The organism is Mesorhizobium sp. M0768 (assembly GCF_040320195.1).
Lineage (GTDB): Bacteria > Pseudomonadota > Alphaproteobacteria > Rhizobiales > Rhizobiaceae > Mesorhizobium.
The window spans coordinates 17,232-36,580 of record NZ_JAMYPD010000017.1; the positions used below are offsets into that span (position 1 = coordinate 17,232).

General features: G+C 61.6%; 15 protein-coding genes and 2 pseudogenes. 13 read left to right on the plus strand and 4 right to left on the minus strand.

The window, feature by feature from the left end:
- The first annotated feature begins 379 nt into the window (after positions 1 to 379).
- Together NKI08_RS20795 and NKI08_RS20800 are read left to right on the plus strand one after the other, a co-directional pair.
- Entirely contained in the window at positions 380 to 637 is a 258-nt protein-coding gene (locus NKI08_RS20795) for a type II toxin-antitoxin system VapB family antitoxin (RefSeq protein WP_352492342.1), read from the plus strand.
- Entirely contained in the window at positions 637 to 1,023 is a 387-nt protein-coding gene (locus NKI08_RS20800; RefSeq protein ID WP_352612595.1) for a type II toxin-antitoxin system VapC family toxin, read from the plus strand. The genes NKI08_RS20795 and NKI08_RS20800 overlap by 1 nt, the downstream gene beginning before the upstream one ends.
- Before the next feature lie 226 nt (positions 1,024 to 1,249).
- Here NKI08_RS20800 and NKI08_RS20805 read toward each other — a convergent pair.
- Together NKI08_RS20805 and NKI08_RS20810 are read right to left on the minus strand one after the other, a co-directional pair.
- A pseudogene (locus NKI08_RS20805) lies at positions 1,250 to 1,542 on the minus strand (GSU2403 family nucleotidyltransferase fold protein).
- 15 nt (positions 1,543 to 1,557) lie between these two features.
- Positions 1,558 to 1,788: a hypothetical protein gene (locus NKI08_RS20810; RefSeq protein ID WP_352502878.1), complete on the minus strand. Its 231-nt coding sequence runs from the start codon at positions 1,786 to 1,788 to the stop codon at positions 1,558 to 1,560.
- A 261-nt stretch (positions 1,789 to 2,049) separates the two neighbouring features.
- On the opposite strand from NKI08_RS20810, the gene NKI08_RS20815 reads away from it, so the two are divergent.
- Together NKI08_RS20815 and NKI08_RS20820 are read left to right on the plus strand one after the other, a co-directional pair.
- Complete coding sequence (locus tag NKI08_RS20815) at positions 2,050 to 2,814, plus strand: Crp/Fnr family transcriptional regulator (protein ID WP_352771850.1); 765 nt, start codon at positions 2,050 to 2,052, stop codon at positions 2,812 to 2,814.
- 443 nt (positions 2,815 to 3,257) lie between these two features.
- Complete coding sequence (locus tag NKI08_RS20820; protein ID WP_352502879.1) at positions 3,258 to 3,476, plus strand: DUF3072 domain-containing protein; 219 nt, start codon at positions 3,258 to 3,260, stop codon at positions 3,474 to 3,476.
- 96 nt (positions 3,477 to 3,572) lie between these two features.
- On the opposite strand, the gene NKI08_RS20825 is transcribed toward NKI08_RS20820, so the two are convergent.
- The gene (locus tag NKI08_RS20825; protein WP_352771852.1) at positions 3,573 to 3,875 is read right to left on the minus strand and encodes a hypothetical protein; all 303 of its coding nucleotides are present in this window, start codon (positions 3,873 to 3,875) and stop codon (positions 3,573 to 3,575) included.
- Positions 3,876 to 4,478: 603 nt separating this feature from the next.
- Here NKI08_RS20825 and NKI08_RS20830 point away from each other — a divergent pair.
- On the plus strand, positions 4,479 to 5,372 hold the full coding sequence (locus tag NKI08_RS20830; protein WP_352771854.1) for a hypothetical protein: 894 nt from the start codon (positions 4,479 to 4,481) through the stop codon (positions 5,370 to 5,372).
- Positions 5,373 to 6,041: 669 nt separating this feature from the next.
- Entirely contained in the window at positions 6,042 to 6,347 is a 306-nt protein-coding gene (locus tag NKI08_RS20835; protein ID WP_352612590.1) for a hypothetical protein, read from the plus strand.
- Between the two features lie 713 nt (positions 6,348 to 7,060).
- Here the strand turns inward: NKI08_RS20835 and NKI08_RS20840 are convergent.
- Positions 7,061 to 7,231, minus strand: coding sequence for a hypothetical protein (locus NKI08_RS20840; protein WP_352612588.1), 171 nt, complete (start codon positions 7,229 to 7,231; stop codon positions 7,061 to 7,063).
- Positions 7,232 to 7,589: 358 nt separating this feature from the next.
- Between NKI08_RS20840 and NKI08_RS20845 the strand changes: the two are divergent.
- From NKI08_RS20845 to NKI08_RS20875, 7 genes and pseudogenes are all read left to right on the plus strand, one after another.
- Positions 7,590 to 8,420: pseudogene (locus tag NKI08_RS20845) on the plus strand (IS5 family transposase).
- A 225-nt stretch (positions 8,421 to 8,645) separates the two neighbouring features.
- Entirely contained in the window at positions 8,646 to 9,281 is a 636-nt protein-coding gene (locus NKI08_RS20850; protein ID WP_352771857.1) for an Lcl C-terminal domain-containing protein, read from the plus strand.
- Positions 9,282 to 9,655: 374 nt separating this feature from the next.
- Positions 9,656 to 10,786 (plus strand): hypothetical protein, encoded by a 1,131-nt coding sequence (locus tag NKI08_RS20855; protein WP_352502898.1) that lies wholly within the window; start codon positions 9,656 to 9,658, stop codon positions 10,784 to 10,786.
- Positions 10,783 to 12,111, plus strand: coding sequence for a hypothetical protein (locus NKI08_RS20860; RefSeq protein WP_352771859.1), 1,329 nt, complete (start codon positions 10,783 to 10,785; stop codon positions 12,109 to 12,111). Before NKI08_RS20855 ends, NKI08_RS20860 begins: the two co-directional genes overlap by 4 nt.
- Positions 12,108 to 15,956: a hypothetical protein gene (locus tag NKI08_RS20865; protein ID WP_352502900.1), complete on the plus strand. Its 3,849-nt coding sequence runs from the start codon at positions 12,108 to 12,110 to the stop codon at positions 15,954 to 15,956. Before NKI08_RS20860 ends, NKI08_RS20865 begins: the two co-directional genes overlap by 4 nt.
- Positions 15,953 to 17,293, plus strand: a complete 1,341-nt coding sequence (locus NKI08_RS20870; protein WP_352771861.1) for a hypothetical protein — start codon at positions 15,953 to 15,955, stop codon at positions 17,291 to 17,293. The genes NKI08_RS20865 and NKI08_RS20870 overlap by 4 nt, the downstream gene beginning before the upstream one ends.
- The gene (locus NKI08_RS20875; protein WP_352771863.1) at positions 17,290 to 19,335 is read left to right on the plus strand and encodes a hypothetical protein; all 2,046 of its coding nucleotides are present in this window, start codon (positions 17,290 to 17,292) and stop codon (positions 19,333 to 19,335) included. Before NKI08_RS20870 ends, NKI08_RS20875 begins: the two co-directional genes overlap by 4 nt.
- The last annotated feature ends 14 nt before the right edge of the window (positions 19,336 to 19,349 follow it).

The following is a 19,349-nucleotide window of genomic DNA, read 5'->3' on the forward strand; positions in this document are numbered from 1 at the left end:
TACCGCGACAGCTCAGCAACCCGGTGCCCGACTGGCCATCGCCGCTCCAGCAGAACAGGCGGCTATATTCAAGAGGTGGCATCGCGACGGAGGATCAGCGCCTCGTTAGGTGCGTCTGACAGGATGAAGGGACTGCTTTCACGCTCTATGGACCGCTGCCGGAACGCTCTTTACCGCGGCCCCGGTAGAGTTCCTCGCCGGCCGTCGTCGGATTGGAGTCGACAGGCAGCTTCGGGAGACTGCGGTCGCCGCTTGGCAGGCGTCGGCCTGGCGATTGTCGTGGTCAATCCGGCGCGGGTAGGCGAGGCTAGCAGGTATGTTGAAGAGCGTAGAGAACTCTGGTAGAAATTGCCAGAAAGGTAGATTTTTGGAGTTTCTCGTGTCCCTGAACATCAAAAATCCAGCCACCGTTGCTCTCGCCGATGAACTCGCACGCCGCCAGGGTATCAGTAAGACAGCAGCCATTCATCAGGCCCTTAGCGAGCGCTTGCACCGCTTGGGCTTTGGAGAGACCGCTCAGGAGCGTCTGCTGGCAGAATTGCGCGCCATCCGAGAAAGAGTGGCACGATTGCCTGAACTGGATGGTCGCAGCGACGAGGAGATCATCGGGTATGACGAGCATGGAATCCCTAACTGATGGTGATCGATACCTCAGCTGTTGTAGCGATCCTTCGGAGCGAGCCTGAGGCAGCAAGGCTGGAACGAGCGCTGGTCTCCGATCCAATCCGTCTGATCCCGGCAACCTGCGTGCTCGAGGTACGCATGGTGCTGGTCAGCAGGCGCGGCGAACACGCGTTGGCTGAGATCGATCTTTGGCTGCGCAAAATCGAGGCCGACATCATTCCTGTCGACTCCGAATTGGTTGATCTTGCGACCCAGGGTTGGCTGACCTACGGCAAGGGCCACCACCCGGCGGCGCTGAATTTTGCCGATTGCCTCTCCTATGCTTTGGCAAAGCGTGCAGACGAACCGCTGCTTTTCATCGGCAAAGACTTCTGCCAAACGGATATCGAACCGGCATGAGCACGAGATTGTAAGATGATCGGCTGTCCCCAGCTTGAACCTGTAATAGCGCCCAATTAGTTTCGGCCCTGTCGGCTGGGCCTGCATCGAGGGGCGTCATGCCAATTGGTCCAAAAGCAGAGCAAGCTGGCGTCTTTCGTCTTTCCGATCTGGCGCTGCTGGGCCGCGTCTCGGATGGGTTGGAAGTTGAGGGCCAATCCAGCCGGCCAACTTGTAACTCAGACATTCACGGCCGCGACGCTGGCTGCACCAATAGATGATGGGCCTCGTCGAAAACAGCCCTTGGGAGGGCCCGAAGCTCGCTTGCTTGGTGGGTGAGATGCTCGAGATACTGCGTCGTCAGCGGGACAACCACTTGCGCTTGGGCCAAGTCACGACCGCGCTTGACTGGCTCGCGATCAGCTCGTTTTGAGACCCAGAATTGTGAGCAGCAAAAATACGCGGATCGGGAACCACGAGCCGTAACGGTCCGCCTTTTTCATCGATGGCGATTGCTTCGAAAGCAGGGGCATTTTCCAACCATGCCAGACCAGATCAGCAGTGTGTGGGACCGCGAACCTGTTTTGAGAGGTACTTGAACTCCCCTTCGGGCAATTGGCCGCGCAGGTGTTTGGACGATACGCGCGCGGCATCATGGCCCACCAGATTCGGATTCGCGGCCAAGAGAACGACGTCGGCATAACTGTGCCTGAGATTCTGCTCGAGATCGCCGGCGGAACGCAGCCTCAGATGGTCTTTGAAAACGTGCTCTACGGATCGAGCCATGCAACATCTCCATTTGCGGCACCGAAGAGACATTCAGCCGGAGGGTTCTGGCGGTGCCGAACGGATGCGAGTGCGGTTGTTCCTCTGCTATGAGACAGGGCCGCAGAGGCCTGGAGAGGTGGACAGGCCGCATCGACCGACGAATAATTCTCGGGACTCGCCGGTTTGAAAGCCGTACTCTGCTTTGATCGGTGATAAACATTAAGGGCATCGCCGGCTGTGAGCGAGCATCGTGCTTCCGCCCCAATTCGGGAGGGAGCCATGAGCAGCCCCAACACCTCCAAAATTGGCGTCGCAAACTCAGAAGACCGCGATCGGGCGCCACAGCCAATTCCTAGCCCAGAGCCTGTATACAGAAACGAACTGCTGCGGCGCATGTCTCCGGCCGACCTTCAATTGCTCAGCCCTCACCTTCACAGCAGCTTTCTGCCATTGAGGACGCAGCTCGAAACCGCAAACGCCGCTATCGAGGCCGTCTACTTCTTTGAGACGGGGATCGGCTCGATGGTGGCGAAACTCCGGCCGGAGGTCGACGCCGAAGTTATAGTCATTGGTTTCGAGGGCATGACCGGCTCGGCGCTGATCATGGGCGGCGATCGATCGCCGCACGACTGCTACATTCAAGCGGATGCCGAGGTTGCCAGCATGGACGCCGAGCCATTCACAAAGGCGCTTTCCGACAGCCCGACGCTGCGGCTTTTTCTGCTGCGGTACGTGCACTACGCGTGGATCCAGGCAAGCTATACCGCCCTCGCCAATGCGCGTTTGAAACTGGAAGAACGGCTGGCAAGATGGCTGGTCATGTGCAACGACCGCATAGAAGGCGACCGGCTGCCGATTACCCATGAATTCCTGTCGGTCATGTTGGGTGTACGACGGCCGGGCGTCACCGTGGCACTTCAAATGCTGGAAGGCCGCGGCCTGATCAGGTCAAATCGTGGCGAGGTCATCTCCGTGATCGAACTGGTCTCATCACCTTGGCAAACAGCTCATATGGCCAGCCGGAGGCGGAATATGCCCGCCTGATCGGCGAGCAGGCATCTCCATGATCCGCGCCAATATCGAAGTCCGCCGATGGGATGAGACAAACTACCTAAAGCGGCAGGCCATCGCTAATGCTGGGCGGGGGGTCTCGATTCGCGAAGGGCAACCCCTGCTGGTTGCGACCGTTGAGTGAGGCACGCCGAGTCTCTCCCTTCCCGCAAAGAATTGATATCTTGAGACCGGAGGCTCTGTCAGCGCCGTTGGCGACCAGAGCAGGATATGGCTGCCAGTCCGGCGCGGGAACCACCATCCAGCCGCAGTCGACGTGTTGTCCGGATCCCGGCCAGCGTCGACGTTACTCCGACCGATCCCACACACTGACCAGGTCGGTGACGAGCAGCCCTGCAAACGGCCTGAGAGAGCCTACCAAATGTGGCGGAACATGATCGTTTCTCATTGTGCTGATCAATCAAGGGAGATTGACCATGGGCGACCGGCACAACCCAAAAATCGAGGCATCGGCAAATGTCGGAAAAGACCCGGAAGATTGGGTCAGCGGAGATGACCCAATGACTCCCGCACAAGCCTCATATCTGAAAACTCTGGCCGAACAGGCCGACGACCCTGAGGCCTATGCCGACGGCCTTAGCAAGGCGGAAGCTTCTAAACGCATTGGTGCACTCCGGGAAAAGTTAGGCCTGTAGCGTCCGCCCGTGGCTTTTCGTCTCTAGCAAAGGACAGCCGATCGGATTGGATTGGGACAGTTTTGCTGCAGGTGACCCGCGATGAATCTTCTGAATTCAGTGCATTGTGGCTCGACCGGCGATCGAGACGACAAACGGCGGATGGGAGCGGCTCATAGGGTACAACAGCCCGCATTCGCCCCAAAACCCACCGAGACCTCGCACCCGCCGATCCAATCCTACTGTCGAAACAGACCAGGCCCTTCCGACGAGGGCGATGGTAACCAAAGACACAAACAGGACAAGGGCGATTGCAGCGCCCCAGAAGAAAACTTTTTCGGTGCCGCGTTGCTCTTCCTCGCGAGATATGTCTTTCGCTTCCTTTGCGAAGGTCAGCGACTGAGCAACGTGCTGTGCCAAGGCTGGGTTCCCGATAAACTACTTGCCCGCTTCGCACTGTGAGACAGTTCTCGGAATGAAACTCCAACCGTCGGTTGGTGGACGCATCGCAGCTGGTGCATCTAAAGTTCGCGTGGTCCGCGCGCACCGGGCATGTCCGACCCCCCGCTCGGTGCAACAGCGTTTGATCGACCCGCCGCATCAACCTGTGCGGCGGGCTTTTTTCCTCACGCGATGGAACACCGGCGCGCAGGAAAAGTTCTGCCCACGCAGCAAACTCTTTCCCTCATATTTTTGCTGCCAGATCGGATATCTCCGATCGGCCCGCGTCGTTCTTATCCTCCGGCGACGCGGGCTCGCCGTCCTGTTGTCGGTCGAGGAACCACAGAACAACCGAAAGCACGATGCTGTCAGGACCCGGTGCCAATCGGAGCACAAACGTGAAGTTCTCACGTTGGAGGTTGCGCGGATCCTGGTCAACCGTAGCGGCATATGTGAGGCGGGAGCGCCTTCACCGATCGCCTCGTCGGCTTCCTCTTGCAGGTCTAACTATGCGTTCTGATGTTCTTGGACCCAAATGAGCTGCACCGCGTTGTTTGCGCGCATGCTGTGCTTCGCAATCTGATGGAAAAATCCGACGCCCCTGCTGCACCGCAGACAGCTCCTGGTGCCGAAGCGCGCTTTCCGTACGATCGTGCGGCGGTTGAGCGGTTTCGACAGACATTCCCGCGCGCCAGGTGGAGTGACGAGCGCAGAACCTGGTTCGTGCCAGGAAAGACTGCAGAGCGGCGGATCCAGCGCTGGCTTGCGCAAGAGGCGGATTTGCGAGCAGCACATGATGACAGCAAGGGACGGGATGCCTTCGCCTTCGATCCCCTGTCGAGCCGGTATCTGGAAGTCGCGGACGACCTGCGCATTCGCACGCCTTATTCGCGGACGGTTCTTGAGGAACTGCGAGCCGTTCCATGGGCGAGCTGGGACGACGAACTGCGGGCCTGGAGGGTGCCTTTCCGCTCGTACGAGGAGTTGAAGCGCCATTGGCCAAGCATCGAAAGGGCCGCAGGCCGCGCAGAACCGGAGGAGAGGAAACGGCGACGAGAAGCGTCCAAAGATTCCGAGGAATATAAAGCCGCCAGATTGCGGTATGCCGAACGCAGGCGACGTCGCTATCCACTGCCCCCAGACGATTTACCCCGGCTTGGCCGTGCCGTGGCAACGGAGCAATACGGTATCGTGGTCTTCACCGAGATTTCGGGTGAACTCGTCGACGCCTCGCAGATAGCAGCGTTCTATCCGCATTTGATCGAGGCGAACGTCGACCACGTCTGGGGCCGATGGCGTCCGGCGACGTTGGCTGAATTGATTAGAACATGGCCCGCTCGGCGTGCTGCCGGATTACCGGAACGGCAGCGAGGCTGGTGGCAACCAACGCTGGCCGAACTCAGGATAGCTCGCCAAATAGCTCGAAGCCTGGCGCGAAGAAGGGCACAAGGCTTATGGCATTGTTCTAGCTTTTGAAGCTGGGGCCGTTTTCCACCGTCTGTCCGGTTGCCCTAGTGTTGAGATGTCACCCCGATCGGAGCCTTCCATGTGCAACGATTGCGAACAACATACGGCTTGGCTGAACATTGCTCGATGATGACGTCGCTGGCCTTGAAGGTCCCATGCATGAAACCGACTTGACGTGCGCGTAGGCGCACGACACCAGCATCGATGATCCGGCTCCAATAACCCGCGTGGCAGTAAAGCCATCGACCGGCTTCTATGACGTTTGGAACGCACCGGCCGGACCTAGACTAACGGTGGGCGGGTGGTCAACTTGCCTTCCGAGGGAGCTTGGGAGCAGCACACGATTCCTGCTTCCGGCGTGGCGTTGCTCGAATTTGCCAGAACGATGTACCTGAACGCGAAACATTCATTTCCGCTTCACGCTCAGCGTTTATGCCATCGCCGGACTGCGATGAAGTCCGCCGCTCCGCTACCGTGTGGCGGGCGCGCCAAGGTCATCCTGAAGGTCAAACCGTTTCTGCAGAATTTTGACGCACAAGGCCGATCCGAGGCCAACTGGGAGTGCATACCAGCTTGGAATTGTGCGGAACCGTACGAAGTCGATTGCAAGCAACCAACCCGGTTGGCCGGGCATTAATTTAGCAAAGCGTGAATTAGGAAGGCATCGGGAGGAAGACCATGCTGCACGTTAACATGCCTCGCGAATTTGAGGTCGGCGATGAGGTGGCGCTGGCAGGTATCGTGATCGCGATTCTCCCCAGTGGGCGCGCCAGGGTGAGCATTCCTTCGTATGACCATCCTTATACGATTGATCCGCCACCGAAAGTCCGGGCCGGCGACAGAGTGGTTCTTGTTGGGGACGTCACCCGCGTCGATCGCGGGGTGAACAAACTCACTGTGCGGATTGACTGCGGCGGGGTGATCACTGTCGACAATTCGGCGATTACTCGGCTGAGAAAGCGCAACCGGACTTCAGCGGGTTGACGCTCCGGATACACTGCCAGCGTCGGCGCAGGGAAGATGCAAGCGCCTTTGAACAGCCCAAGGGTGCGGCGCCGTCCGATAGATGGGAGCTCGACGGCTAGGGCACGCGTCCAGCGCAGCGCGTCCCTGGCGTCTTCCGGGTTACTGGTGAAGCAAGTCAGATTCGGGCCATCGCAAGCGCGCTTCACCTGCCGTCCGCTCTCGGCAACAGGCGGCCCGCCCGTCCAAGACGCGTAGCATGTGCCTTCGCGTGAAGGCACGCGGGCATCGCGATCGATCGTAACCTTTCTCTGCAACGAGCGCCTGTTCGCCGATCAGCAATTTCAATCGCGATAGGCTCCGGTTGGTGCGCATTATGGAGATCACATGTTCCGCCCCGCCCCGATGCCGGCAAAGGTCTGCTTCGGAGCGTCGCGAGGCAACTGGGCGACATGTTGCGGTGGAGCAAGCCGCCTGGGTTAAGAACCCGGCCACTGACGGCCATGCCGGTCAGTGGCGGCCACGACCGCACCGACAACGCCCTCAACGGCAATCAAGTCGTCGCTGAAAGCCCGCAAGGTGTCTGTCACGACATAGCGTGCCGGCGAAGCTCCGCCCTGGCGACCGGGATTCGTTGTAGGCCGACCGGACGGCAACGCCGGCCAGATGAGCGAGAACTCGGTGTTGGTCTCGATCAGGGTTGACGTTCGTCGACGACCGTCGGTAATTGCCGACTACGAGTCGAGGTCGTAGGGCTCGTGGCCCAGCTCGTTGTGATGAAGCGCCTCTGCCATACACCTGATATCGAACGCCTGGCCGCACGCCGGGCAGACGACATAATACTCCTCCTCCCGAAGTGGCGAAGCGTCGTGGTCTTGGGGAAGGACGATATCATCGTCGGGCATTGGGTCCTCCGGCAACCCGCCCGCTATGCTGGAACGCTTGCCGGCAGGATTTGTTTCAAAGTTATTGCGCCTAAGGAAAGGGTCCGATGTCCGGTTTTGACAGCGATGCCGTCCCACCGGGCTGTTCAAAGTGATTATCATCTGCAACCGTTGGTTACGGCACGGGCAAGAACCTTTTCCTCCGGCGGCAAGGCTCGAATTCAACCAAGCATGCGCGGTCGAAAGACCTCCAATTCGGCAACGCACACTGCTGGCCGAGATCGACTGTGGAGACGAATGCCGAGGGGGGTGGAAGCGGTTGAGTGGCCCCGTCCGTTGTGATTCGTTTGAGTTGTCTAGACTTGAACGGGATCACGACATGGGTTGGACGGAGACCGCCCGCCGGCGATATTGCCGCGCGGGGCAGCGACATGCAAACGCGTTGACGGACAGGGAATGGGCGTTGATCGAGCCGTTCCTGTCGGGAACGAAGACAACGGGACGACCGCGGACGACAGAACTTCGGGCGGTCGTGGACGCGCTTCTCTACATCGCCTGGACCGGCTGCCAATGGCGGGCATTGCCCGACCGGTTCCCGCCGGTTTCGACGGTTCAACGCTAGTTCTATGCCTGGCGGGACAACGGGCTGTGGAGACCATCAACTTGCACTTGGTGGCTGCGGCACGCCTGCGCTGGTCGCGAGGCGAGCCCGAGCGCCGGTGTCATCGACAGCCAATCGGCAAAGACCACGGACGTTGCCGGTTTGCGCGGTAACGACGCCGGCAAGAAGGTCAAAGACCGCAAGGGCCATATCATTACCGACAGCGAGGGACACTTGGTCGGGCTGAGGGTGCACGCAGCCGACTTCCAGGACAGGGATGGGGCAGTCGGCGTCATCGCCTCCATTCGACGGCCTTATCCCTGGTTGCGCCATCTGTTCGCCGACGCCGGCTATGCCGGAGAAAAACTGTCGCAGGCTCTGGCCAATCTCGGCACATGGACCATCGAAATCATCAAGCGCTCCGACGCAGCCAAGGGCTTTGAGATGCTGCCACGACGATGGGTCGTCGAGCGAACCTTCGCCTGGCTGGGACGTTGTCGCCGGCTCGCCAAAGACTTCGAGCCGACCATCGCCAGCGCTGAGGCGTGGATCTTCATCGCCTCGATCGGCCTCATGCTTCGCCGCATGGCAGCTCCGCGTCGTGCGTAACCGAGTTTCGAGTCAGGCTCTTAGAGCTTGTTCTCTGGCTCGACGGCGCAGAAACGACCGAGGATTACTTCCAGACCAGAATTGATCGTTCGGCGCATATGAGCACAAGCCAATACTCCCGGTTGGTCGATGAAAGGTTAAAGCGATCGGTGTTCGGCTCGAGGATTACTGCACGCATTCGCTTGGTGGACCAATGCTTCGATCATTTACAAGGCAACCCGGCAAGTGCAGGAACTTTCAATTATTCGCCGGTTCAAGTACGCTTCCGATTGCCATGTCGAACGCGCGGCCAAGGAGGAGGAAGGCATGCATCGGATCGCCACTCTTGCGACTTTCAGCATAGGGCTTGCCTTTTTTGCAACCATATCAGCGTCACAATCCCAAGCTGCACCTTGCGGTATCGTGCACAAGCAAGCCCGCCAGCCGCTGAGTGATCAAAATTTCTGGTTGCTCGCTGAACATGACGGCAAAGCTTTCGTCGACCAACGCACTTGCCTTGTTGCCCGGCTAGACAGGCTTGATCAACCCGCAACGCTGAGCGATGCGATGGGGTACTGCGCCACGCTCGGGCAAGGCGGGCCGCACGGCGACATGGGCTGGGAGCTTCCAACGATGGCGGAACTGACGAGCCTCGATTCGGCAGACTGGCCAAGTCAGCGCGAGGCGTTCGCGCAATACAAGCTGCCGCCGCTCGCACGTAGCGAAACCGAATACTGGACCCGCACTGAATGGCCGGGCCTGGCAGGGTCCTTTGCGGTCGTTGCCTTCAGTGCCCCCACCACTCTGGTGCGTCCGCTTGAAGCGTCCAAGAAGGCAGGCGTATGGTGCGTTTTTGGGGCGCCCGCCACAGGCTTGGACTAGCTGCCTGGCAGCCCGCGCAGATTGGTTGAGGTTAGGGCCCAAGGCCAGATCGTGACCTCCCGCATTCGAACCGTGGGCGCCGAACGATCCTTGGACGGGGCCAAGAGAGCGGAAAAGACAACTCTTTACGATGCGTTAACTGCATCAACACTTAGGCACGCATTTCCGTAACGGAATGCGAAAAGCCACGTGTATCGACAGACAAACCGTTCTATCTTACTTTAGCAGTGCATTTTAAAGCGAAGCTGAATTTGAATTGGCCACGCCTTCGGCGGCCAATTTCCGCTGTAGCGAACAAATACCAAAAGTAGCCTGCTAGCATATTGCCAGTAAAGAGCAATGAGGCCGCCGTTTCGACGGTGGGGGAGGCTTTTGTGCATTTTCCTTTGGTCGTTATGTTGAAGAGGTACATCTTCAATCGAGCGATCATCGTCGCGGCGTTTCTTGTGCACGGCGAAGGAATTGACCCCGCTGCAGCCCAGCAAATCTGCGGCCCCGCGCTATCGCAGTGCGACCTGCAGACCGACCCCGCATGCCTTGAACGCACCTATGCGTGCGGTGAATACGATACCGTTATCCAGTCGCTCTTCGTCGAGCGGTTCGAACCGACGCCCGACCAGAAATACTTCGTCGGCGCCTCATTCTACGGCCGCCACATTCGCGAACGTGCCGCCGGCGTGCAGTGCGAGATGGTGAAGTTCGCGCGCGAATACCTGACCGACTATCTGTCCGGCGTCGAGACCGAGTTCACCACCAGCGGCTCCTTCGGCACGGTGCGACAGATGGATCAAATCTATCATGCCGCGCAGATGCTGACCGACCTCGGCAGCGTAACCGGTTGCCCGGAATCGGCACTCACACGCGCCGCCGTCGAGGACATCGCCCGCAGTGAGGCCGTACGCTATGCGCGCTCGGTGTTCCTGCAGCCGCCGCCGGAAGCCCGTTCCTCGTTCGAAACGCTGCAAGGCGCGCTGAGTGGCTTCGTCAGTCGGGCGTCAGACCTCGAAACGGGCATCGCGCTGCGCCGCGTCGAGATTAAGTCGGCCGACACGCACTTGAAGGCGATCCGCGCCATTTTCGCGGAGATCTTCGGACCGGTGAGCGGTGCGGGCGCGACGCTGGTCGCCAACACCTCAATCCTCGACGGGTTGGCAGCGAAGACGACGCAGATGCTGCGCTCCGTCGAAGTTTCGGAGGAAGAGTTCAAGCGGGCGCTCGGCAACGTAACGCCTGAGCAATACGCCAATCTTAATCGCAAGACCGTCGCTAGCGCTGAGGACTTTCTCAAAGTCTCCGCCTTCCACATCAATATGATCGGGGTGCTGCTCCCGACCGATCCGGCAAAGCCCTTCTGGCGACTGGATGCCGAGGTTCATGCCGACAACGCGGCACAGGGCGCATTCAATGATCTCACCAAGATTAAGGCGGACTGGAAGGCGCACGGCGCTGCGACCGGCATCTGCGCCCAGGCAGGCGCAGCCGACAGGGTGTGGTACTGCCGATGACAAGCTTCCGAGACATCGTGTTATTCGTCATCGTCAGTTGCGTGTTGGCCAGCGAAGCCGGCGGCGCATCGATTCTGGAGCGCGCTTACACATCGGAAAAACTTGACGGCTTCTGGAACGCCACGCTCTCGAACGCGACGCCCGAAACGACCCGGTTCAGCTTGCTCGCCCCCGGCCCCGTCGCCGTCGAACCGAGTCACGAGGCGACGCAGCCCGATTTCGGCCTGCCCTTCGCCGGCGAGGTGATCGGCGAGGCATCTGCCCCCTCGGGCGGCAGCCGCAGCGTCGGCTTTCCGGTCATCCCGCTTTCGGCCGACGACGCCTCGGTGCTGATGCGCCGCCTCGCCTGGGCGGAGATCTATCTCAGCCGCTACCGCTTCTTCGCCCCGGTCTCGACCGATAACGCTGAAGAACTCGCCGCCCTCGTCGGGCGACAATACGCAGCCGCGATCGAGGCTTACCTGATCACCGGGCGGCTTTACTTTTCCGGGGCCGACTTGCAGGAGAAATGCCGGCATCTGACGCGTATGAACGAGATCGATGCTGGACCTTTGTCGGGCGCAAGCGCGGATGCGCTGCCTGCTGCCTGGCGCCCGCTATTCCCGATCGTTGGGGCGGTGCGTGCACGGCTCGGCTCGGACGCGCTGGCAAAGCTGGTCTGTTCGGCCAGGCCAGTGCGTGGGCGGGCCGAGACGACCGGCCTCATCGAGACGCGGGTGCGCGAACAGATCGTCAAGGCGGTCAGGACGAAGGTCGACGACACGCTCAACCTGATGAACGCCGCTTCGACCCAATATCAGTCGCTGGTCAACGAGATGGACGTGACGATCAAGTCGGCCGAGGTGATGGAGTTGGAGCGAGTACTCGGCAACGCTCAGGCCAACATGGTGCTTGTCAAGGAGGACCAGCTGAAAGCAGCCGAGACGATCGCCACGCTGCAGGCCGTCGATCTCTCCAGCCTCAACCAGCCGGATTCGCTGAAGGAGTTCGAGGACGGTAAGGCAAGGATGGCACAGATCGTCGGACAAATCGAAGGGGTGATGACGGCTCTGTCCGGCCTCGCGCATGTCGTCGACGATCCGACGATCACGTCAGAGCTTTCTTCCTGCGCAGGACTGGCCGGCGCGTATTCGACGCTCGACCTCACGCTGGACACCGGCGCGCTGACTGCGAAGATCAATGGGCCCTACGAAGACTGCATCAATCATGCCCGGGCGGTGGTCGGGCGGTTCCAGAATCCTTCGCTTTCCAAGGCGCAGATGGCCGAACTTGCCCGGCACGTGCGCCAGATTTCCGAGGTTCTTCTGACGACGGGGCAGCCATGAGACGGTTTTTCCTGCTTTGCGGACTGGTTGCCGGCGTCGTCTTCGGCGCTGCGGGAATGGCGCGCGCGCAGGACTGCATGGCGCTCGACGTCGACGCGGCGGCCGGCCATGCCGGCGAGCTGACGACCCTGCTGAAGATCGCTAATTTCCGCGCCGACGTAAAATATATGGGTGAAGTCGCCACCGAACTCGAACAGTTCCTGACGACCTGCGGCGACGAGGCGACCGGACGGCTGGCGATCGTGTGCGATTTCGACTGCCATCTGCAACTCGGGCGCTACCGCCTGTTCCTCGCGGCCGACATGCCCTTCCTGTCGTCGGCGAGCGGTGTCAGCCGAAACGATACGCCGGTTTCGCCGCAGGCGGCGCAGGAATTCGGCCGGCAAGGCATCGAGATCGTCGACAGGGGTCTTCGCATTCTCGCGCGGCAACAAGGCAACGACCAGGGAGCCGCGGCGGGAGCGGATGCGAGTTACCGCAGCTTCGTGCGGCAGTTGACGGCGCTGTCCTCGCTGAAGATCCAGTTGCTTATGAACACCGGCGACGTCTGGTACCAGACCCTCTCGGAGGCGCGCGTCAAGGCGCTCGACTTCCTGGTCTACGATACGTTGGGCGCTGTCGGAGGCGCCGGCCTCGACAGCCAACCCAACCTCTCCAAGGCCTACACCAATTACGAGGCCGCAATGTGGGTGCTGGTCGAGACGCAGATGGATATTCCGGGCGAGTCCACCTACGACGACTTGCGCGCCGACCTGCTGCTGCAGCACAGCGACCTCGATGCCCGCATGGACAGCGTGCACAAGGGTTTCCTGTTCCTCAACATCGACCCCATGCAGTTCACCACGATCCCGTTCGAAGAACTGCAGCAGGCCCTGGCCGAAAGCGAACAGCGACTGACCGAGGTCGAGCGCAATGTCGAGGCGCTGGTTGAGCGGTGGTACGCGAACAAGGAAGGCCAAGCGACCCGCGCGATCGATGAGGAGCGGACGATCCGCAGCCAGGAAGTCAACCTGATCGCCCACAAAATCGGCAAGCTGGAGCACGAGGCGCAGACCTTCGCCACCACCGTCCAGCAAGAGATCAACGCGGTCGACGCCGAGAAGGACACGTTCGGCTATCGCCAGCAGATCAGGTCGCTGGAGATCGAGCTCGGCACCAAGATCGCCGAGTTCGAGAACCAGCGCCGTCAGATCAATGACAGGCAGGAACTCGATCTCATCGTCCTCTCCAAGGAGGCCGAAGTCGAGCGGCGCAACGAACTGCGCTGGCTGCTGAATTGGGAAATGACTCAGATGAACCTCGATCTGCAGATTTCCTCGCTCGAGAGCCAGATCACCGAATATGCCCGCCAGACCGAGCGCAACGCCAACCAGCTCGAACAGGCGGTTCGCCAGCGGCAGATCCTCCAAACCCAGATCACCAACAACCAGGGTGCGATCGCCCGCGCCAACGACGCAATCACCGAACTGCAACTGCGCCAGACCGATCTCTATCAGCGCCGCCGGGCCGTCGACCGCGAACAGCTTTGCGGCATCGAGAACCAGCTCGCCCTGATCGGAGAGGCGCCGGCCCATCCATTCACCCCGCTGCTTGCGGGCGAACAGCCGTGCCAGACAGTGACGCCGGCCTTCACGCGCAACCAGTATGTCGCCCAGATGTGCGGCCCTGATGGACAGTCGGGCCTCAGGGCTCAGCTCTTGGCCACACAGACCCAGGCCAGGGCTTTCCTGATGAAGTGCGTCATCGGTGACGCCGATTTCGCCGACGTCGAGCCGCTGATGTCCGACCAGCAGATGATCACGTCGAACGTCTCGCTGCCGCAGGAACTGGCGAACGTCAGTTGCGGCTCGTTCACACAGACGGAAACCGACTTCGCCAAGAAGCTCTATGAAGCCGAGCGTGACGCCTATGCCAAGAAAAAGGCGGACCTTGAGGAAGCCCGCGACCAGGTCGACGGCCAGTTGACCGAAGTGATCGCCTGGTTCGCTGCGTTCAACGGCACGACGCAGGCCGCGCAGATCACGCTCACCGCCATCCAGGCCGCCTACGCGATCTCCGCGGCGATACCCGAGGTCAACGTCTGCGCCTGCGGGCTCGCCAGCGGCGCGGCGACCAAGATCGACACCTCCAAGGTCGTCAAGGCGTCGCTCGAAGCGGCACAGTCGATCTTGTCGACGATCATCGCGACCGGGCGGGTGACGCAGGAGAACATCAACCAGATCAACGGCCTGCAGCAGAGGATCACGCAGCTGCGCCAAGCGAATGAGGAACTCGACCTCGACAAGGCGCTCAAGGCCCGGGCGCTGATCGACACGCATTTCCAACTCGCCGGCCGGCTGGCGCAAGGGGCCGAAGAGATCAAGGAGCTGACACTGCAGGGCTCGATGGCGGCGGTCGACTGCCAGAGCCAGGATCTCGGCATCGACGAGCAGGTGGCGCGGCTCACGTCCGACCATGAACGAATACTTGCCGGACTCGATCTTCAGGCGCGCGAAAACGACATGCTCAGTTTCCAGATCACCGATCAGCAGCGTACGATCGACCGGCTGACCAACGAGATCGCGATCCTCAATCTCGAACTCGACAAGCTGTCCTTGTCGGAAGCTCAGCTCAACGAGGACAATGCACGTGTTGCCGAACTGGTCGCGGCAACCAACGGCCGCATCGAGCGCGTCCGCGCTGCGCAGACAACCGTCACCGGCCTCGCCGAGAAATCAAATGCCTCGACCAACCTGATCAACGAACTACGCGACAGGCAGAGGGACAAGATGCTGGCGCTGAACGATGCCGAACTCGCCTTCGTCGAGCAGCGCATCACGCAGTCGCGCGGCAACACCGAGGAACTCGTCGCGGGCCTGAACCAGGCCAAGGATCTCGGTCTCAAGAGCCGCGCGCTCCAGGACAGCATCCTGAAGTTCCAGGGCAATATTCAGGCGGAGGTGACAAAGCAGCAAGAAGACATGACCAAGCTCGTTACCCAAATCGACGATCCGGCGACGGGCAAGAATCTGTTCATCGCGACCCAGGACACCGTAGCCGACCTGATGAAGGGCATTCCCGAATATCTGGTGACCAAGCGGCGCGTGCTTGAGACCGCCAACCGGCTGATGCACCTGATGCGCCGCCGCTTTGAAGTGGTGCAGGCCTTCACCGGCGAGGCCGCGACTGTGCCCGAGGTCTATGTGCGCAACGCAACCCAGCTGCAGGCAATGATCGACGACATTGTCGCCAAGCGCTTTTTCGACGAGCGGCAGATCAATATCGATGTCGCCCAGATCGTAGTGCCCGCCAATTCCGGTTTCGCCCGCAAGCTGGCGCTCGACGAGAATGTCGAGTTCGAGGTTTCGCCCTTCGCATCGACCGACGGGCTGATGAAAGCGAACGGCTATTTCGCGCTATGGGCGCCCAACAAATTCCGCGAGCGCAAGAACCTAACCCTGATCGATGTCTTCGTCGGCACCGACTACCAGTGCACTGGCGCGCAGTGGAACCGCTTCGCCTTGCAACACCGCGGCAGCGGCTTCGTGTTCAAGCCGCTGACCAAGGGGTCGAACGAGGTCCGCGCCGACATTTCGGTCGGGCCGGAGCGGGTCGCCTTGCAGACCTTTTTCAACCAGGCCGACAGCGGCGACGAGATCAGCCGGATCATCCGCTACTGGGTTCAGGATCGCTACCAGGCGCGCAAGTTCCCGCGCGCACCCGGACCGTCGAACGACACAAGCCTGATCCTGCCCTATCTCGGCGCGCCGCTGATCGGCTCGTACCGGCTGTCGCTGCAGCCGAGCGACTGCCCCTTCGACGGCGCTGTGTTCACCCTCTATTTCATCTTCGCGAGCGCGCCATGAGAGCGATCATCGCCACAGCGGCGCTCGGTCTGGCGCTTGGCGCGACGGGAGCGGCCGCGCGCGACCTCTTCGTCGACAATCTTGCCGGCTATACGATCGAATCGCGTGTTCTCGACGCTCCAAACTGCGAGGGGCCGGCCATTCCGGACGGCACGCTGAAAACCTTCGAGCAAGGCCTCTGCGTCTTCCACCGCCCGGCCCGCAGTCCCGAAGACAGCCAACGCGCCGCCAATCTAATGCGGGAGGCGCAGACACGCGGACTGCCGCCCGTCCACCAGCAGCTTGCCGGGCTGATTTCAGGTCTGGCGACCTGCGCCGAGGCGACGCGTCACCTCGACGCCTACCGCGCTTCGGGCAACCAGAGCCGGATGGAGCAGACGCTGTTCTGCCGCGACCGGCGGCACAGCCAGGCTGACTTGAATGCTATCGAATGGAATCATGCGCTGTTCGAGTATGCCGACGGGCTCGCTTCGAACCGAACGCTCGATCAGAGACTGGCGGAGATGAGCTCCTGCCAGGCCGGGCCCTTGAGCGCCGATTTCGACGCCCAGTGCGGCCTGATCTCCAATCTGTCCGACACCGAGATCAATGCCTTCGCCGACGGAGCGGCCGGCAAGGTGATCGAAAGCTACTTCGCCAGCGTCGAGAGCCCGATTACGGCGATGTTTTCCCGCAAGCTGAAGCGTGCCGAGGGTCTGGTGCAGAGTTCGCGCGCCGGCATCGACGGCATCAAGGCGGGCGCCGACGCGGTGAACAAGGAATACGCTGCGCTAAACCAGGTTTACGAGGCGGCGCGCGACACCAAGATGGGGCCGATCTACAACGCCTACCGCGAAGCGATCCTGAGGGCGACCTCGATTCTCGACGAGTTCGACCGCTGGAAAGGCGGCCTGTTCATAACGTCGGAAAACATCAACCTGATGCCGAAGATCACCGAACGGTCGGGCGAGATCGCGGGCGAGAAAACTCGCGTCGAAGGCCTAGCATTCGCAGCCAAGGCGAGCGGCCTGATCACCGACATCAAGCGCATCATCAATGCCGACGCCGAGAACCGCGCCGCAGTCGCCGCGCTTTGCCGCATCTACTTCTGCGAACTGACCAACCGCCGGGCCATGGCCGACGTCATCCGCACCTGCCGTCGGCCGGCGCTCGCCAACAATCCGCTGTGCATCGGCCAGAACGGGCAGATGAGCAATGGAACTCTCAAGGTCGATTTCCAGGGGCCGCACTCGATCTCGGTCAAGGAGCTGTGCCAGTCGGCCGGCCTCGATCCGTTGATGACCGAAGTCAATATGGAGCCCACCCGTGCGGCAAGCTGCCTGAGCGAACTGAGATGAGACAGGCGGCCGCATTGCTCACCCTGTTTCTCGCCAGCACTTCGGTGGCCCCCGCCGAGCCGCAGCTTGACGCTTTCGTCACCGATCAGAACAAGGACGTCTATGTCGCGCTTTTCGACGGCAAGGCGGTGGAGCTTGCCGGCTGCGCCAGCGCCGGCCAGGCGAAGCGGCTGCTGCACCTGCCTGACACCGCTATCGTCTCGGAGGCAACGTTCGCCAAGCTTCAGACCGAAAACGGCTTCGGCGCGCAGCCGCGCTTGCCATGCCCCGGCACGGCCTTCGATATCGACTGGCCGGCGACGACCGCCATCTGGGCCGATGTCGAGGCATCGGGCAACTACTATCTCCCCGCCGTCTCGGGCAGCGGTTATTTCGCCGTCCCCGCCGCCTGCGCGGAGATCAAGGCAGCGCTCGCCATCCGCGAGCGGTTGCAACTCCCTGGCGTACTGCAGGGCTTCGTCGCGCCGCCCGATGTCGGGATACCCTTCGTGTTCGATTGCGGGCGCGCCGATCTTGGCGGCACATCGAATGTAGCGGTGGCGAGTGCGGCGCGCTGGAGTCTGCACCGGTTTGAAACCTTCCTCAGCGCCGAAAGCATTGGCGACACGATCTATGTCGTGCGCTACGCGCCGCCGGGCGAAGGTGCGCAGCCCTCCTACCTGCCGATTGTGCGCCTTGACGGCAAGGCGACGCGCGACATCATTGCCGATGCAGCCGGAGCGGAAGCGGCGGAGAAGAAGCTGCGATCATTCTTCGGCATCGCTGAGGCCGAGGCCGTAACCCTGCTCGGCGCCGACGCGGTGGCGGCGCTTCGTTCGGCGCCCTTCGTCGACCTGTGTCTGTCGAATTGCGATGGCTATCAGCGCGAGCACTCGACCTTCGCGCAGCCGGGTATCGACCTCGGCCTGACGCCGCTGTCAGCCGGCCTGTCCATCACCTCGCTTGACTCCCTCGGCAATGCGCGGCTGGATTGGATCTTCGCGGAGGGGCGAAGCCTGTCATTTACGGGTTGCCCGCGTCTGACGTTGGCGCTCGGCCTCTCCGCCCCCGGCATTGGCGACTGGATGGGCGAGACGGATCGCGCGCTGACAGCCGCTCCGGCGCCGGGTACCGGGTTCGACTGTCGGGGTTCGGCCGGCGATACGTGCCTTCGCCGCATCAATGATGGCGGCACGCTGACGCTGGCGCAATTCTCTGCCGAGGGCGATTGCGCCGGGCGGGCGAATCTCAGGCTCGAACTGCCCGCATCGGTCCAGATGCCGCAGACGCTAATCCTGAAGGGATTGCCGTTCAAGACCGTGCACATGGCGCCGGCCCCCGGCGTTGCCCGCACGCGGCTCGTCGGCACCGCCAACCGAGTGCCTGCCGGCACGTCGTCATGCATCCTGTCAGCCACAGGCGTGATCATCGTCGCCGATGGATTGCCGCGGCTCGAACTCGAGCGGATCGATCTGGCGCGGGCAGCCGCTCAAACGACCGACGAGGTCGTCGCCGTGATCGCGCAGAATGGCGCGGTCGCGCTCGACGATGTGACTATCGGCACCGTGGCGGACGGACTGTCGCCGATCGCGCGGGGCGCGTCGCTATGCCTGGCGGACCTTTATGCGCGCGGGCTCAGGGTCGAAGCAGACATGCTGGCGATCCAAGGCGTTCGGGCACGGCTGCTGATCTCGGCCCAAGCGCCTGCCCGCTCCAGCATTGTGCGCGCACGCTTCGGCGCGGTGCTCACCTCCGACAGCCTGATGCGGATGGCCTTCACCGACATCGCCGCCGCCAATCCGCTAGTTCTGCGCGGCGCGGTCGTGGCGGGTCGCTCGGACGGGCTCGCGCCCATGGCCGCTGGCCTTACGGTCGGCTCCGCCATCCAGCTCGAGCGCGGTTCGTCGGCGAATTTCACCACCTCGACGGTGTCCGGCTTCCGCTGCGCGGTCAGTTTCGCCGACAGCGCCTCCAGCGCCAGTTTCCTGCTGCCGGGCAACGACATTGCACACGACAATACCAGCCGGGCCTGCGGGCCAGGCCGCTTCAGCCTGGTCGAATAGAGCGGAAAGGAGAA

What these genes read in the sequence shown, in the direction of transcription:
- NKI08_RS20800 (WP_352612595.1), top strand. Translation starts at nt 637, where the DNA reads ATGGTGATCGATACCTCAGCTGTTGTAGCGATCCTTCGGAGCGAGCCT.
- NKI08_RS20810 (WP_352502878.1), bottom strand. Translation starts at nt 1,788, where the DNA reads ATGGCTCGATCCGTAGAGCACGTTTTCAAAGACCATCTGAGGCTGCGT.
- NKI08_RS20815 (WP_352771850.1), top strand. Translation starts at nt 2,050, where the DNA reads ATGAGCAGCCCCAACACCTCCAAAATTGGCGTCGCAAACTCAGAAGAC.
- NKI08_RS20820 (WP_352502879.1), top strand. Translation starts at nt 3,258, where the DNA reads ATGGGCGACCGGCACAACCCAAAAATCGAGGCATCGGCAAATGTCGGA.
- NKI08_RS20830 (WP_352771854.1), top strand. Translation starts at nt 4,479, where the DNA reads ATGGAAAAATCCGACGCCCCTGCTGCACCGCAGACAGCTCCTGGTGCC.
- NKI08_RS20835 (WP_352612590.1), top strand. Translation starts at nt 6,042, where the DNA reads ATGCTGCACGTTAACATGCCTCGCGAATTTGAGGTCGGCGATGAGGTG.
- NKI08_RS20840 (WP_352612588.1), bottom strand. Translation starts at nt 7,231, where the DNA reads ATGCCCGACGATGATATCGTCCTTCCCCAAGACCACGACGCTTCGCCA.
- NKI08_RS20860 (WP_352771859.1), top strand. Translation starts at nt 10,783, where the DNA reads ATGACAAGCTTCCGAGACATCGTGTTATTCGTCATCGTCAGTTGCGTG.
- NKI08_RS20865 (WP_352502900.1), top strand. Translation starts at nt 12,108, where the DNA reads ATGAGACGGTTTTTCCTGCTTTGCGGACTGGTTGCCGGCGTCGTCTTC.
- NKI08_RS20870 (WP_352771861.1), top strand. Translation starts at nt 15,953, where the DNA reads ATGAGAGCGATCATCGCCACAGCGGCGCTCGGTCTGGCGCTTGGCGCG.
- NKI08_RS20875 (WP_352771863.1), top strand. Translation starts at nt 17,290, where the DNA reads ATGAGACAGGCGGCCGCATTGCTCACCCTGTTTCTCGCCAGCACTTCG.